This is a genomic window from Vibrio sp. V15_P4S5T153 (assembly GCF_963874485.1).
Lineage (GTDB): Bacteria > Pseudomonadota > Gammaproteobacteria > Enterobacterales > Vibrionaceae > Vibrio > Vibrio anguillarum.
The window spans coordinates 1,093,512-1,106,386 of record NZ_CAWNHR010000011.1 but is presented as its reverse complement, the minus strand read 5'-3'; the positions used below and the strand labels follow the sequence as shown (position 1 = coordinate 1,106,386).

The following is a 12,875-nucleotide window of genomic DNA, read 5'->3' as shown; positions in this document are numbered from 1 at the left end:
GTTATTGGTTTTTCTCCCTGAACGTAATTTGTTTCTCAATTTTGGCTTTGGCTTCTTGGCAACGCTTGAGCCGCTGCTCTACGGTCAATAACGCTTTTTGTGCTTGCTGCTGACTAACAGCAGAAGTTTGCTTAAGTCCGAGTTCTTTTTCTCTCACCATATCCATCAGCCTCCGCTCCCATTCTTGGTGCTGGGCCAGCTCTTGATATAACGCATTGATCGGTTTGCGATAATAGCTGCGATGCTTGGGCTCACTTTTTCTGATCGATACTGTCGATATTTCGCGTTGGATTGCCGCAATTTGTGCAAGCAGTCGATCGGTTAGATATTGAGCTCGTTGACTGGTTAGCCGTTGGCTCTCTTGTTCGCGCACGATGGAGTCAAAGGTCGCTTTTGCTTCCATAACACAAGGGATTAATAAGTGCGCTTTACAGTGGAACAGGCGCTCATCAAACAGAGCCTGATGGTGTTCACCACGAGTTCGGTCAACACTGGCGGCTTGTTGTTTTAACTCTTCAATTAAGGACTTCAATTGAGAAAAATGGTTCATAAGCCTGCAAACCACGCATCATAAGTCAGCTTGATTGCAAGCACACTGACCACACTCACAAACACCGGACGAATAAATTTAGCGCCGAAACGAATCGCTGAATGTGCGCCAACAAAAGCTCCAGCCATCAAACAAACTCCCATAGTCAGTCCCAGCACCCAGTCAATATGCCCCAAAATGGCAAAGGTAACCAATGACGTTACATTACTGGTAAAATTCATCGCTTTAGCAAGGCCAGAGGCCAATAAAATGTTGAGTCGGTATAACGCCATCGAACTGACTGTCCAAAATGCGCCAGTCCCCGGCCCTGCCAGCCCGTCATAAAATCCAAGTATCAAGCCTTGCGCATACTGCTTTTTGTGAAGTACAGGGCAGGGAGGCGGGCTGACATTCTGGTGTGCATGTGGTGTTTTATGCCATATCGTATAGATAGCGGCAGCTAGAATAATGAGCGGCAGCACTTTTTGTAGCCAATCGGTGCTGATCGCATCGACAGCAAAAGTACCTATGGTTGCGCCAATTAAGGTGGTAATGAAAGCTCTGACCCAGCAACTTGGTTGAAACAACTTCTTCTGATAGTAGGTTAATGCGGCAGTTGATGAGGCAAATGTTGCCGCTAGCTTATTCGTTCCTAGTGCGATGTGCGGCGGAAGACCGATTGATAATAACGCGGGTACAGTAAGCATGCCACCGCCGCCAGCGACTGCATCGATAAAGCCAGCAATAAAAGCAACAAGCGCCAACACAATCAAAGTGGTTGGCTCAACAAATTCCATGAATAAAATCGGCCCTGAGTAATGAGATGAAAGGGCGTAGTGTTAAGCCCTAGCTAATATTCTATTGTTCTTTTAAATGGAGGAAGCGAGTCCAATAATGATTTTCCGTAGCGTTTTGAAACGATTCTGCGATCGAGAATCACGACTCTACCAGAATCACGCTCTTTGCGCAGCAATCTCCCGACGGCTTGGATCAGCTTTTTGCTGGCTTCAGGAACGGTTATTTGAATAAAAGAGTTTCCACCTCGCTTCTCTATGTATTCGGCGTGAGCTTGCTCAACTGGAGAGGTTGGTACGGCAAACGGAATTTTTGTGATCACCAGATTCTCCAAAAGTTCTCCTGGTAAGTCTAGCCCTTCCGAAAAGCTACTGGTGCCAAACATTACGCTCGTTTTACCACACTGCACTAGCATTTTATGTTTATTTAGAATTTCTGTGCGTGATATTTCACCTTGGACTTGCAGCGCCCAGCCTCGTTTAACAAAATCTGTTGATATTTTTTCAGCCACTTCGCGCATTTGCCAGTAAGAAGCAAATAGCACTAAATTAGCTTTGTTTGGCTGAATAAACTCAGCGAGACGCTCTACCAGATAATCAGTATACTCTTTCGCTTGCGGTTCAAAACGCATTGCTGGAATGAGTAACTCGGCCTGATTTTGATAATCAAACGGTGAAGCGAGTGCTAGGAAACGTGTGCCATCTTCTGCCTTTTCACTGATCCCTGCTTGCGAGCAAAAGTAGCTGAACGAGTTAAGAGCTCGCATCGTCGCAGAGACTAAGATTGCGCCTATGCAGCGGCTCCAGATCTGTTGATCAAGTTGCCAACCAATTTCTAGCGGTGAAACGTTAACAATGAAATCACCTTCACGTTCAGGGTGAATTTCAAGCCAACGTGCCAAAGGGGCTCCTTTTTCTCGCTTGGGCTCCGCCATCAGCAACCATACTTGGGCAAGGTTCTCTAAACGCTGAATATAAAAGCCTAATTCAGTCAGTGCTGGTTCTGCCAACCGAGCGGCGAGTTCGCCTTCTTTAACTCGTTCAGCAATCAAGTCCGCAATTTTAGCGACGGATTGATTGGCTTTTTGAGAGAGCCGCTTCAGGGTTTTAGACTCTTCTTCAAGCCATTGTGGCAGTTCTCCATGCTCAAAACGGTATCGCTTTTCTTCAAATTGTTCGGGTACAAACTGCTTTGTCAGTTGGCTCAAGCTTGGGATAAGTTGTTGCAGTGTCTCTTGCAGTTCGTTACGAAAACGTGCCACTCGTTTTTCTTCGGCTAAGCTTGAAAACTTGGTTACGGATTGATTGAGTTTTTCTAACCAACTAGCTGCGCCTTTCAAGCTTGCTGACGCTGAAGCGTGATCACGTGCTACATGAGGTAAGTGGTGTGCTTCATCAAAAATGTAAATGGTGTTTTCGGGCTCAGGCAGAATGACACCACCGCCAAGGTCAGCATCCGCCATGACCAAGCTGTGGTTGGCAATAATGACATCGGCTTTATCCAGTTCCGAACGCGCCTTTTGAAAAGGACAATCTCTGTGGCCAGCAAAGCTACCATTACAACTATGCTTATCACTAACAATCAGTTGCCATAACTCATCTTTAATCGCTTTTGGCCACGAGTCGCGATCACCGTTCCATTTTCCTTGAGCCAGTTTTTCATACATGGTGGTGAATAATTCAACGTCTTTTTTTTGTGGCTTTGATTCGAACAGAGCAATTTGTGATCCATCTACCCCACACGCAGCCGCGAGTTTTTCGGTGCAACAGTATCGTTGACGTCCTTTGGCAAGGATAAAAGAGAATTGACGATCAGTGATGCGTCTAAATAAAGGCAAATCTTTGCTGATCAGCTGTTCTTGAAGTGCCACCGTGGCTGTTGAAACAACAACCTTTCTGTTATTCAACACTGCAACAGGAACCGCCGCCATTAAATAGGAGAGTGATTTCCCTATTCCTGTACCCGCTTCAGCAATCAAGATTCGGTTGGACTTGTGATATGAACCGCACAATGTTTTTGCAATCTCAGCAACAAGATAATTTTGTCCTCGACGAGGAATGAAGTTTTCGAGCTGAAATTGCAGGTTTTGATAACTATCCCGAATGGATTTTTGGATTTTTGTTGTAAGCATACACAGACCTAAATAGCAGAGTGCCGAGTCTAGCACAGTTCACTAAAGGATACGCAGTTCACGAAATCGTATGCTTTTAGATCAAATCTAGATCTTGTTCACAAAAAAAAACTGAACCTTCAGGAACTTATGTTTAATTCTCATTGTGAAAAATATAAAACTATCCATTCGGTTAAATGATGACGTCAACATCCATTTAATTTTGCCAAAATAAATTTTATTAGTGTTTAATTCTGATGTTTCATGATTGTTAGTTTTTAGATTGTGTGATGTTTTTGCTTGGAAGTCGCCCGTAATTTTATGAAAATATCATGTAACTATATGTTTTTAATTATTTTTACCTTTATTTTTGTTTGTTTTTTAGGATATTTGACATGCAGGATAATCTTTTGCAATCTAATCCTTGAGATTTAATGGCGGCAACGAACCGAGTTTAAATTTGGAAGTTGCCAGCAAAAACAAAGGGAACCGGATAAGGAATTCCCATACATAAGAAAAGGCAGTGGATTAATTATGAAAAAGACTCTATTAGCACTATTGGTTGCTGGTGTTGCTACATCTGCACAAGCGAAGGTTGAATTATTCAAAGATGACGCTTCTTCTGTATCTGTGAAGGGTGAAATTGCGACCTTTCTTTATACAAGTGATACTGATGATAAAACAGCAGCAAATAACGATGTGAAAACTGACTTAGACGTTAACGCATGGGCTAAGGTTCAATTTGACTTTTCTCACAAAGTGACTGACACGTTGACTGCTGGTGGTACTTTTGAAATTCAAAGCGGTACTTGGATTGATGGAAGCAAAAACGACGCAGAGTTTGACGACGTTGCTGCTTATTTAAAAGGTGATTTCGGCCTAATTGGTATTGGTGAAATCGGTGATGTATCTGACTCTAATGATGCTGTGTCAAAAACGGACATTTTGAATGAATTAGATAACAATTACTTACCAGCTTATGCCAAGGATAGTACAGGTCACGGTATTTCTTACACTAAAGGCTTTGGTGGCTTAACATTGGTTGTTGATGCTTATACTGAAGCTGCTGAAAATACAGACAGTGTTTTTGGTTTGAGTGCAAACTATGCAGCAGAGATTTTCTCTGTTGGTGCGATGTATCAAAATTGGGGTGACAAACAAGGTTCATACCAAGATAAATCTTCTATGGCGATCGCAGCTGACGTGAATCTAGGCAAAGTAACTTTGGCTGGTTCTTATAACGTAGTGTCTGTAGATACTGTAAAAGATGTTAAAAACACGACTCTAGCTGCAACGTTTGCAGCGACTGATTCTTTCTCTATTTACGGCGTTGCGGGTATGCAAGATGACGGTAGCAAAGATGATGGTCAAGAGTTTATCCTAGGTGCGTCTTACGCTGCGTCTAGCTTACTTACTGCATTCACTGAGATCGCAACTCGCGATAATCACGGTAATGCAGATAAAACTGAAATCTTAGTAGGTGCTTACTTCGATTTCTAATTTTTGAAATTGATTACTATAAAAGCCAGTACATAGTACTGGCTTTTCCATTTCTGGAGTGCGTCTATGTTTATTTATCGACTTCTTAGCTTTCTTTGTATAGCCCTAATTACTGCCCCAACGTTATCTGCAACATTGTCTACAGATTCAAGCATTACGTTGTTAGTCGTGAATCTTGAAAAGGTTACCGAGTCACCACAGGCACTGCCTGATGGTTTAAATCAATTAGTTGTCCAATATAAAGGGCGAATTCGTGATGGAGCTAAGCGAGAGGCGATTTCATCTATCCCTTACGTTATCACTTTGATGACTAAACCTGATGATCATTTACATATCAAATTTGTTGCTAAAGATTTAAGTGACTATCAGCAGCGCTTGCAGCATGGTGATGATCTGTTTGAGTTAACCGTGAATGATTTACCTTCAGTAGCTATTATTGATATTTTGCCTGGTAAGAAGGGCTTTCTCCCATACGGTGATCCTGTATCTCTATTGCATGATTACAATCAGCAGAATGGCATAATGGTAGATTCGGGAAAAGTACGAGCATTAAAACAAGAATTGGCTGAAGTTGAAGAACAAGCTGACCCTATCCAAGGCTCGGAAAGCGAAGCTATTTTACAGCTAAAACTTTGGTATGGTCGTGCAACAGAGCAAGATAGAAAAATATTCCACCAGTGGCTAGGACAAAAGTAAGGTTGCTCATTTACAATCAATAGCCAAATATAAGAAATGGATTGTAGTCAGGATAGAAAACTAATCATATTGTAAACCCTTTTCTGCATAGAAAAGGGTTTTACTTTGAGTACCCTACCCACAACACTTCTTAAATTTCTTGCCGCTACCGCAATGACATGGGTCATTTCGTCCTAGCTTCGTTGGTGTGTTCTCCTGTGGAAATTCACCGTCAATGTAGAACCAGATACCATTTTCTCGTATAAATCGTGAACGTTCTTGCAGACAAAATTGCTGTTGATTCTGTGTGTAATAGGCTTTGAAATGAACGAAGCCTTCATTTTCGTTGTTGCGGATACTTGCGGAGATGACGTCTAGCCCACACCATTGACTGTTGATTGATTCTTCAATCGCGTCGCGTTGCTGTGGTGCATTGCAACTCGGATGATAGGTATTGATGACAAAATCAACCAAGCCTAGAACATGGGCACTATAGCGGGCTCTCATCAGTTGTTCTGGATAGATGGCTAAAGCTGAATCACTGTGGATTGGTTCACAACAGTGTTGGTAATCTAAATGGCTACCACAATAGCATTGGCTCATAAATCCTCTCAAATTGCCCATTCATATAAGACGGGGAAGTTTAAGGAGATCTAAACTCGATGTCTACTCAGGAGTGGACACCCAGTAAATCGGCTGTCCATTTCACAGCTTCGTTGTAACACTCTTTCACCACGGGCTCTTCGATATTTAACGCATTAGCAATTTTCTCAACCTTTTGCCAGTCAGCCTGTTCATAAGCTCGAGTCAATTCAAGTACCAGACCTAACTCTCCTTTCCCTTCTATTAGGGCAAGTTTAACGTATTCGTCGATAGGCATCTCTTCCATGATACTTTCTAAAGGTTGATCAAGTAGGCTATCGAGTAGCGAAAACATTCCTGTCAGGAAGGCCGAACCGGGTTCGACGTTCATTTTTGCTTTCACACCGATCAGCTCGCAATATCTTGCCCTTTGAATGGATAAACCATACAAATAATCCGGTTTAGATTCTTGCGTCGAAGCAATCGCAACCAAGGAGATAAACTTTCTCAATCGTTGTTCACCGAGATAGATCAGCGCTTGTTTAAATGAATGGATCTTTGAACTGACTGTCGCGGATGAGTTAACAAAGGTTAACAGTTTATAAGACAGGGTCAGGTCGGTGGCGACAAGCTCCTCAATGGCTTTGTAATCGAGGTTAGATTTGGCTATTTCTTTGAACAGTTGCACCACAGTAAGAAATGCAGGCTCTAACGCTTTGCGCTGTAACATCTCTGGTTTGCTAAAAAAGTAGCCTTGAAAATAGGTAAAGCCCGCCTTTTTAGCTTGCTTAAACTCTTCATAGGTTTCTACTTTCTCAGCAAGGAACTCAATTTTCGTTGCGCCAAGTTTTTGAATAAAGCGAGTGGCTTTTTCAAGAGAAATAATGCGGATATCAAATTTGATAATTGATACATAAGGGAAGAAAGCGAGCCATTCGGAACTAGGCACAAAGTCGTCAAGCGCAATTCGGTAACCAAGCTTTGCCATCTTTTTAATTGCTTCTAGTAACTCTAATGTTGGTTCGCAATCTTCCAATACCTCAACGACCAAATTTTGCGCAGGAAAAAGCGTAGGCACGAGGTTAACCAAGCTTTGATAAGGAAAATTGACAAACCCTAAATGCTTACCCAGCGTATTGTAATGAGTGGATAAAAAATGATCAGAGAGTAACCGGCTCGTTGCTAAGTCGGGGTCTATATCTGGAAAGGTGTTCTTAGGGCCGTCTCGAAATAGCAGCTCGTAGCCGATAGTTTTTCGGTCACGATTGAGTATGGGCTGTCTGGCGATATAGGAGTATTTCAAGGCAAGACTCTTATCTAATTATTGATATTATTGATTATACTTATTATAGCTTAACTTTTGATTCGACCGCTTAAACCAATAGTACCAGAGTGCGACTTGGCGTCAGTTTTTAGAACTAAAAGGTCGAGTTTGCAGTTCGTAACCATCATTAGCATAGACTAAGACTGAGCCTTGGGTGTACCAGTCACCCAAAACAATTCGCGTTGCGGTGCCATGAAGTTGATTTCTGTGATGAATCTCTGGTCGATGAGTATGGCCATGGATCATTAAATCGACCCCATACTGGGCCAGAACTCTATCCACTTCACTTTGTGTAACATCCATAATATCCATAGATTTCATTTGTTTATCATTATGGATGCCCGACTGTACTTTACCCACAATACGAACCTTTACAAAAAATGGCAGCCGATTAAATACCCATTGTAGCCAAGGCTGGTGAACCTTCTTTCGATAGGCTTGATACTTTATATCGTCAATACAGAGTGTGTCGCCATGCAACACCACGGCTTTTTTTCCGTAAAGGTCAATTACTTGTTCTTCTTGGAGAAGAGTGATTCCGGTTTTTTTCGCAAATCGTTTGCCAAGTAAGAAGTCGCGGTTTCCTTGAGTAAAATAGCAAGCAACCCCTTCGCGAGTCAGTTGTTTAAATTCCGATTTTATTTGGTTGGCGAAAGGTGAATTATCATCGTCACCTATCCAAAATTCGAAAAGATCGCCAAGCACGTACAGTGCATCGGCATGAATGGCTTCTTCGCGCATGAAACGGATAAAACACTCGGTGATATCTGGTCGAGAAGGGCTTAGGTGTAAATCAGAAATAAATAGTGTATGCATAATAAAAATAAGGAGCGCATAGCGCTCCTTTTACCGTTACTCTTCGATGGTTGTGCCAGAAATGAACACTTCTTCTAGTGGAACATCTTGATGCATGCCCATAGAGCCTGTGCTCACGGCTTTTATTTTGTTCACAATATCCATACCTTCGATCACTTCAGCGAACACGCAGTAGCCCCAGCCATCTCGGCTTTCTGAACGAAAATCTAGGAATGTGTTGTTGTTCACGTTGATGAAAAACTGAGAACTTGCAGAGTGTGGATCCATAGTGCGCGCCATGGCAAGAGTACCGATCTTATTGCTTAGTCCATTGTTGGCTTCGTTTTTAATCGTTGCGCGAGTTGTTTTTTCTTTTAGGCCAGAGGTCATGCCGCCGCCTTGAATCATGAATCCATCGATAACGCGGTGGAACAGAGTGTTATCGTAAAAACCGTCACGGCAGTACTGTAGAAAGTTTGCGCTTGTTTCTGGTGCTTTTTCTTCATTAAGTTGAATTTTAATATCACCAAAATTCGTGTGAAGGATGATCATGATAGTTACCTTTATCTATTTTTCGTTGAGGCCCGGATTTTAACTGAACTTTGGACACATTCAAATCAACAAATGTCTTTAGGGGCCGTATTATTGCGAGAGAATAAGGATGACCAAGCTAGGCTAGAGTTGTTATACTGTGAAGCCATTTTAGTTCAAACAGTTATTAGATAGAGATCATGCTGAAAATATATAACTCAATCACTAGACAAAAAGAAGAATTCAAACCAATTCATGCCAACAAAGTGGGTATGTATGTCTGTGGAGTCACCATTTATGATCTCTGTCATATTGGCCATGGTCGCACCTTCGTTTCTTTTGATGTGATTTCTCGTTACTTGCGCTACTTAGGCTATGACCTTACATTTGTGCGTAACATCACTGATATTGATGACAAAATCATTAAACGTGCTGCCGAAAATGGTGAATCTTGCGATTCGCTAACCGAGCGCTTAATCGCAGACATGCATGCAGATTTCGATGCATTGAATATGAAACGTCCAGATGTCGAGCCTCGTGCAACCGCTTATATCCAAGAAATCATAGGCTTGGTGCAACGACTGATTGAACGCGGTTTTGCTTACGTTGCTTCTAATGGTGATGTGATGTTTGAAGTCAGCAAATTTGACGAATACGGCAAGTTATCCAAACAAGATCTCGATCAGCTTCAAGCGGGCGCTCGTGTTGATGTTGATCTTGCTAAGCGTAGCCCACTTGATTTTGTGTTGTGGAAAATGTCGAAGCCGGGCGAGCCCACTTGGGAATCCCCATGGGGAGAAGGACGCCCGGGTTGGCACATCGAATGTTCGGCGATGAATTCAGCGATTTTGGGTAACCACTTTGATATTCATGGTGGAGGCTCTGATTTGCAATTTCCTCATCATGAAAATGAAATTGCTCAATCATGCTGCGCACATGACACTCCCTATGTGAACACATGGATGCACAGTGGCATGGTGATGGTGGATAGAGAAAAAATGTCTAAATCATTAGGGAATTTTTTCACAATCCGCGATGTACTTGCTCACTATGATGCGGAAACGGTGCGCTATTTCTTGATGTCGGGCCATTATCGCAGCCAATTAAATTACAGCGAAGATAACCTAAAACAAGCGCGTGCCTCGCTAGAGCGTCTATACACTGCGTTGAGAGGGTTGGATTTAACCGTAGCAGTTGCGGGCGGTGAAGAGTATGTCAGTCGCTTTTCGATAGCGATGAATGATGACTTTAATACGCCTGAGGCTTATTCCGTCTTGTTTGATATGGCACGTGATATCAACAAGCTGAAGACAGAAAATCTTCAGCAAGCCAGCGCGCTTGGCGCACTTATGCGTGAGCTTGCCGATGTGATTGGTATTTTGCATCAAGATCCAGAAGCGTTTCTTAAAGGGGACACCAATGGTGATGAGCAAGTTGCTGAAATCGAAGCTTTGATCAAACTGCGTAATGACTCACGTGCAGCAAAAGATTGGGCTAATGCTGACGTGGCACGCGATAAGTTGAACGAACTCGGCATCATTTTAGAAGATGGCCCAAGTGGAACTACTTGGCGTCGTAAATAATCAGGCAGTTAACTTGTCGATGATGGGCTTGAACTTTATTGGTTAAGCCCATTTTGTTTTTCGTCCACGATTAAGGTTTTCATGTCAATTATTTTAGGTATAGATCCCGGCTCGCGAATCACAGGTTATGGTGTGATCAGGCAGCATGGACGATATTTGTACTATCTTGGTAGTGGATGTATTCGTACCTCCGAAAAAGAGTTACCAGGGCGGCTCAAGCAAATTTACGCTGGCGTGACGGAAATCATCACACAGTTTCAGCCTGATGTTTTTGCCATCGAGCAAGTATTTATGGCAAAGAATGCGGACTCAGCACTCAAGCTCGGGCAAGCAAGGGGCAGTGCTATTGTGGCGGCGGTGAATGCGGATCTTCCAGTCTATGAATATGCCGCTCGACTGGTTAAACAATCTGTAGTTGGTACGGGTAGTGCTGATAAAGCGCAGGTACAGCATATGGTCCAGCAAATGCTCAAATTATCGGCTAAGCCACAAGCGGATGCCGCTGATGCTCTGGGTGTGGCAATTTGTCATGCGAATACCAATAAAACCTTGATTGCTTTAGCTGGGCGGGCAAGCAGTGCTAAAAAAGGCCGATACCGCTGAAAAACCGATCTTGAGCGAGGTGGTATTTTTCTACTGGCTATACATCCAGTTATTTATTATCATCCGAGTCAAATAACCTCATTTCTCTAAGGAATTTCCTGTGATTGGACGTCTTCGCGGCATTCTGATTGAAAAGCAACCTCCAGAGCTATTGATTGAAGTCGCTGGCATTGGTTATGAAGTCCAAATGCCAATGAGTTGCTTCTATGAACTCCCTAAATTGGGCGAAGAAGCGGTCATTTATACCCATTTTGTGGTCCGAGAAGATGCGCAGCTTTTATATGGTTTCAACACGGTAAAAGAGCGAGCTTTATTTCGTGAAGTGATTAAAGCGAATGGCGTCGGGCCAAAATTAGGCTTGGGTATTTTGTCCGGAATGACGGCCGGTCAATTTGTTTCATGCGTTGAGCGTGAAGATATCTCCACATTAGTTAAGCTTCCTGGTGTGGGTAAAAAAACCGCTGAACGTTTGGTTGTTGAGATGAAAGATAGGCTGAAAGGTTGGGGAGCCGGTGACCTCTTCACTCCCGCTACTGACGCTGCACCAGTCGATAACAATTCCTTGGAAGCGCTCACGAGCAATGCGGAAGAAGAAGCGATCAGTGCATTACTTTCTTTGGGTTATAAGCCTCAACAAGCTTCTAAAGTAGTGGCACAAGTAATGAAAGCTGACATGACCAGCGAAGCGCTGATTAAAGAAGCCTTGAGAGCAATGGTATGATTGAAGCTGATCGCTTAATTGCCCCTGATAGTCCTATTTTTAAAGATGAAGATATTATTGATCGCGCGATTCGTCCCAAAAAATTAGCGGACTATCGTGGCCAAGATCATGTACGCAATCAAATGGAAATCTTCATTAAAGCGGCACAAATGCGCAGCGAACCACTCGACCATCTGCTGATTTTTGGCCCTCCAGGGCTTGGAAAAACAACATTAGCCAATATCGTTGCCAATGAGATGGAAGTGAATATCCGCACAACTTCTGGTCCGGTATTGGAAAAAGCAGGCGATTTGGCGGCATTACTGACTAACCTTGAAGAGAACGACGTTCTTTTTATTGACGAAATTCATCGCTTAAGTCCGGTGGTTGAAGAAATTCTTTATCCCGCAATGGAAGATTACCAGCTCGATATAATGATTGGCGAAGGTCCAGCCGCTCGGTCCATTAAAATCGATTTACCCCCTTTTACGCTGATTGGGGCAACAACTCGCGCTGGCTCGTTAACCTCACCCTTGCGTGATCGCTTTGGTATTGTACAGCGCCTTGAGTATTACAAAATTGATGATCTACAGTACATAGTGCAAAGAAGCGCGGACTGTTTAGGATTGTCGATGGAAGCGGATGGTGCACTTGAAGTGGCTAGGAGAGCAAGGGGAACGCCTCGGATTGCCAACCGTTTATTGCGCCGAGTTCGAGATTACGCTGAAGTGAAAGGCAACGGGCACATATGTATAGAGACTGCAGATAAAGCGCTAAACATGTTGGATGTTGATAGCCAAGGTTTCGACTATATGGATAGAAAGCTATTACTAGCGATTATGGACAAATTTGGCGGTGGCCCTGTTGGTCTCGATAACCTAGCTGCTGCAATCGGCGAAGAAAAAGATACCATTGAAGATGTGTTAGAACCCTTTCTTATCCAACAAGGTTATTTACAACGGACACCAAGAGGACGAATGGCGACCGATCGCGCCTATCTTCACTTCGGAATTGAAAAATAAGTTTACACCTCATCGTCATTTTTAGGTGGTAAGCACAAAGTGTGAACTACATCTTATTTATGATAATTTCCTTATCACTAAAGAGTTAATGATGTGAAGTGTATTGTTAACTCTCTGTGTGATTCG

13 protein-coding genes are annotated in these 12,875 nt (G+C 43.0%); 6 read left to right on the top strand and 7 right to left on the bottom strand.

Features of this window, described 5'->3' with window-relative positions; all coding sequences use genetic code 11:
- Nucleotide 1 precedes the first annotated feature (1 nt).
- The 3 genes from priC to dinG are packed head-to-tail and all read right to left on the bottom strand — an operon-like array spanning nucleotide 2 to nucleotide 3,455.
- A complete protein-coding gene (priC, locus tag AACT42_RS06880; RefSeq protein WP_010319211.1) occupies nucleotides 2-550 on the bottom strand; it encodes a primosomal replication protein PriC in 549 nt (182 codons plus the stop codon).
- Nucleotides 547-1,326 carry a sulfite exporter TauE/SafE family protein gene (locus AACT42_RS06875; RefSeq protein WP_094125719.1) on the bottom strand — a complete coding sequence of 260 codons (780 nt, stop codon included), beginning with the start codon at nucleotides 1,324-1,326 and terminating at the stop codon, nucleotides 547-549. The genes priC and AACT42_RS06875 overlap by 4 nt, the downstream gene beginning before the upstream one ends.
- Nucleotides 1,327-1,379: 53 nt before the next feature.
- Nucleotides 1,380-3,455, bottom strand: a complete 2,076-nt coding sequence (gene dinG, locus AACT42_RS06870; RefSeq protein ID WP_038172098.1) for an ATP-dependent DNA helicase DinG — start codon at nucleotides 3,453-3,455, stop codon at nucleotides 1,380-1,382.
- Between the two features lie 513 nt (nucleotides 3,456-3,968).
- On the opposite strand from dinG, the gene AACT42_RS06865 reads away from it, so the two are divergent.
- Together AACT42_RS06865 and AACT42_RS06860 are read left to right on the top strand one after the other, a co-directional pair.
- Nucleotides 3,969-4,934, top strand: coding sequence for a porin (locus tag AACT42_RS06865; protein WP_094133907.1), 966 nt, complete (start codon nucleotides 3,969-3,971; stop codon nucleotides 4,932-4,934).
- Between the two features lie 66 nt (nucleotides 4,935-5,000).
- The gene (locus AACT42_RS06860) at nucleotides 5,001-5,630 is read left to right on the top strand and encodes a DUF2057 family protein (RefSeq protein ID WP_047688325.1); all 630 of its coding nucleotides are present in this window, start codon (nucleotides 5,001-5,003) and stop codon (nucleotides 5,628-5,630) included.
- 114 nt (nucleotides 5,631-5,744) lie between these two features.
- On the opposite strand, the gene AACT42_RS06855 is transcribed toward AACT42_RS06860, so the two are convergent.
- The 4 genes from AACT42_RS06855 to AACT42_RS06840 form a co-directional block, all read right to left on the bottom strand.
- Nucleotides 5,745-6,212, bottom strand: a complete 468-nt coding sequence (locus tag AACT42_RS06855; RefSeq protein WP_141192770.1) for a YchJ family metal-binding protein — start codon at nucleotides 6,210-6,212, stop codon at nucleotides 5,745-5,747.
- Nucleotides 6,213-6,279: 67 nt separating this feature from the next.
- On the bottom strand, nucleotides 6,280-7,494 hold the full coding sequence (locus AACT42_RS06850) for an EAL and HDOD domain-containing protein (RefSeq protein ID WP_094133909.1): 1,215 nt from the start codon (nucleotides 7,492-7,494) through the stop codon (nucleotides 6,280-6,282).
- Nucleotides 7,495-7,596: 102 nt separating this feature from the next.
- Nucleotides 7,597-8,331: a UDP-2,3-diacylglucosamine diphosphatase gene (lpxH, locus tag AACT42_RS06845; RefSeq protein ID WP_094133910.1), complete on the bottom strand. Its 735-nt coding sequence runs from the start codon at nucleotides 8,329-8,331 to the stop codon at nucleotides 7,597-7,599.
- 36 nt (nucleotides 8,332-8,367) lie between these two features.
- On the bottom strand, nucleotides 8,368-8,862 hold the full coding sequence (locus AACT42_RS06840) for a peptidylprolyl isomerase (protein WP_010319203.1): 495 nt from the start codon (nucleotides 8,860-8,862) through the stop codon (nucleotides 8,368-8,370).
- Nucleotides 8,863-9,041: 179 nt separating this feature from the next.
- Between AACT42_RS06840 and cysS the strand changes: the two genes are divergently transcribed.
- The 4 genes from cysS to ruvB all read left to right on the top strand — a co-directional run bounded on the left by cysS (nucleotide 9,042) and on the right by ruvB (nucleotide 12,749).
- A complete protein-coding gene (cysS, locus tag AACT42_RS06835) occupies nucleotides 9,042-10,424 on the top strand; it encodes a cysteine--tRNA ligase (protein WP_094133911.1) in 1,383 nt (460 codons plus the stop codon).
- Between the two features lie 81 nt (nucleotides 10,425-10,505).
- A complete protein-coding gene (ruvC, locus tag AACT42_RS06830) occupies nucleotides 10,506-11,027 on the top strand; it encodes a crossover junction endodeoxyribonuclease RuvC (RefSeq protein WP_013856565.1) in 522 nt (173 codons plus the stop codon).
- Between the two features lie 100 nt (nucleotides 11,028-11,127).
- Nucleotides 11,128-11,748, top strand: a complete 621-nt coding sequence (gene ruvA, locus AACT42_RS06825) for a Holliday junction branch migration protein RuvA (protein WP_013856566.1) — start codon at nucleotides 11,128-11,130, stop codon at nucleotides 11,746-11,748.
- Nucleotides 11,745-12,749 (top strand): Holliday junction branch migration DNA helicase RuvB, encoded by a 1,005-nt coding sequence (gene ruvB / locus AACT42_RS06820; protein WP_017042275.1) that lies wholly within the window; start codon nucleotides 11,745-11,747, stop codon nucleotides 12,747-12,749. Before ruvA ends, ruvB begins: the two co-directional genes overlap by 4 nt.
- Nucleotides 12,750-12,875 lie beyond the last annotated feature (126 nt).